Raw genomic sequence first — 2,101 nt, 5'->3', positions numbered from 1 at the left:
ACCATCGTGGATCTCGCGGGATGGATCGTCCGAAGGACCGCCGGTCCCGGAGGCCTGCCGCAACCGGTGACCTACCCCGCCCGGCTCGGGCTCTGTCTCGGAGCCCGGCAGCTCGTAGAGCTTCTCGGCGCCGAAGGCCTCGACGTTGTGCGACGCGGTCGCGGTGCCGTGGATCAAGGCGGCGGCGAGGACGTCGCGGTCGACGACGAGGTCGGGCTCTGCTTCGAGGCGGGCGGCGACGTAGCCGACGACGCCGCCGGCGAACGTGTCGCCCGCGCCCGTCGGGTCGATGACGGTGTCCAGCGGGAAGACCGGGACGGTGAAGCCGCCGCCGTCGTTCGTGAAGACCGTGGCGCCGTAGGAGCCGAGCTTGGCGATGATCGCCGACGGGGCCTTGTCCCAGGCGAAGATCGCCTTCGCGGCGGCGTACGTGGTCGGCGCGCCGGTGAGCTGCTGCAGCTCGCCGTCGTTGAGGATCAGGCAGTCGACCTCGCCGATCGCGGCGACGAGGTCGTCGCGCATGATGTCGATCCACAGGTCCATCGAGTCCAGCGCGACCCACTTGGCGGACGACTGTGCGCGGACGGCGCGCTGCAGGCCCGGGACGATGTTGGCGAGGAACAGCACCTCGGCGTCCTTGCTCTCCTGCGAGAGCTTCGGGTCGAACGTCTCGAAGACGTTGAGCTCCGTGGTGATCGTGTCGCGGGTGTTCAGGTCGTCGTGGTACTTGCCCTTCCAGAAGAAGGTCTTGCCGCCGGCGACGCGCTCGACGTCGTCGGTGTTCGTGCCGCGGGTGGCGAGCAGCGCGATGTGCTCGTCGGTGTAGTCGTCGCCGACGGGACCGACCGCGCGGACGTCGGCGTAGAACGACGCCGCCTGGGCGAAGTGGAAGGCCGCGCCCCCGGGGATGCGCTCGCGCACGCCCGCCGGGGCCTCGAGCCCGTCGAACGCGATGGAACCAACGACGGTGATGGTCATGGCCTGGACCCTAGGCGGTTTCGGGGGTCCGGGGCCGGGCGATGGGGGAGGGGCGGGACTCAGCGCCGCTCGCGCAGTCGCCCGGCCCGCAGCTCGAGGACGCGGTCGAAGTCGCCCAGGTCGGCGGTCGCGTGGGTGATCCAGACGACGGTGCGCCCGCCCGTGGCGGCGAGGACGTCGCGCGTCACCGCGCCGGCCGTCGCGGGGTCGAGCATCGCCGTGGGCTCGTCGAGCACGACGATCTCGGCGGGGGAGACCAGGGTCCGGGCGAGCCCGATCCGCTGACGCTGGCCACCGGAGACGGCGATGCCGTCCTCGCCCAGCAGCGTGTCCAGGCCGTCCGGGAGGTCGTCGAGCCAGGGGCCGAGCCCCGCGGTCCGCAGGGCGCGCTCGATCGCGGTGTCGTCTGCGTCGGGGGCGCCGATCCGGACGTTGGCGCCGAGCGACGTCGCGACGAGGTGCGCGTCCTGGCCCGCCAGGCGGACGTGGGCGCGGACGTCGCCGGTCGACGCGTCGGCGAGCGCCACGTCGCCGAGCCGCACGGTCCCGGCGTCGGGGTCCGCGAGCCGGGCGAGCAGCGACGCGAGCGTCGACTTGCCCGCGCCGCTCGGGCCGACGATCGCGACCCGCTCGCCGGGCGCGACGCGGAGGCCGACGCCGTCGAGGACGACCGGGGTCCCCGGGCCTCCGGGCCGGTGGACGAGGCCTTCGGCGACGAGGGCGGCGCCGGTCGGGGCACGGGGCGCCCCGGCACGGTGGATCGCGCTGCCGCCGGCGGGCACCGCGACGGGCAGCGGCCGTGGGTCGGCGGGCTCCGGGAGCGTGACCGGGCCGGCGACGGCGGCGTCGAGGCGGGCCCGCGCCCGGCCGACGGAGAGCCGGCGCATCGCGGCCTCGGGTAGCGGCCCGGCCACCTCGAACGCGCCGACGACGAGGAGCACGAGCGCGCCGAGCAGGACCGGGTCGAGGTCGCCCGACGCGGTGGCGCGGGCCCCGAGGACCAGGACGACGAGCAGCGCCGCGCCGCCGGCCGCGACGGTCCCGGCCTGCCCGAGCCCGGCCGCCCATCCCTCCTCGTGCTCCTCGCGGACGACCGACGTCCCGGCCGCGCGGACCTCGGCGA

2 protein-coding genes are annotated in these 2,101 nt (G+C 75.4%); both read right to left on the bottom strand.

Annotation, left to right across the window (positions count from 1 at the left end; genetic code table 11):
* On the bottom strand, window positions 1–978 hold a 978-nt coding region (locus AB0L40_RS27680), incomplete at its 3' end, for a PfkB family carbohydrate kinase (RefSeq protein WP_364362007.1).
* Window positions 979–1,037: 59 nt separating this feature from the next.
* On the bottom strand, window positions 1,038–2,101 hold a 1,064-nt coding region (locus AB0L40_RS27675), incomplete at its 5' end, for an ATP-binding cassette domain-containing protein (RefSeq protein ID WP_364362005.1).

Origin of the sequence: Patulibacter sp. NPDC049589, assembly GCF_040675535.1 — a bacterium.
In the GTDB taxonomy this organism is placed as follows: Bacteria; Actinomycetota; Thermoleophilia; order Solirubrobacterales; family Solirubrobacteraceae; genus Patulibacter.
The sequence above is the reverse complement of the archived record's forward strand: the minus strand, read 5'-3'. Positions and strand labels throughout refer to the sequence as shown.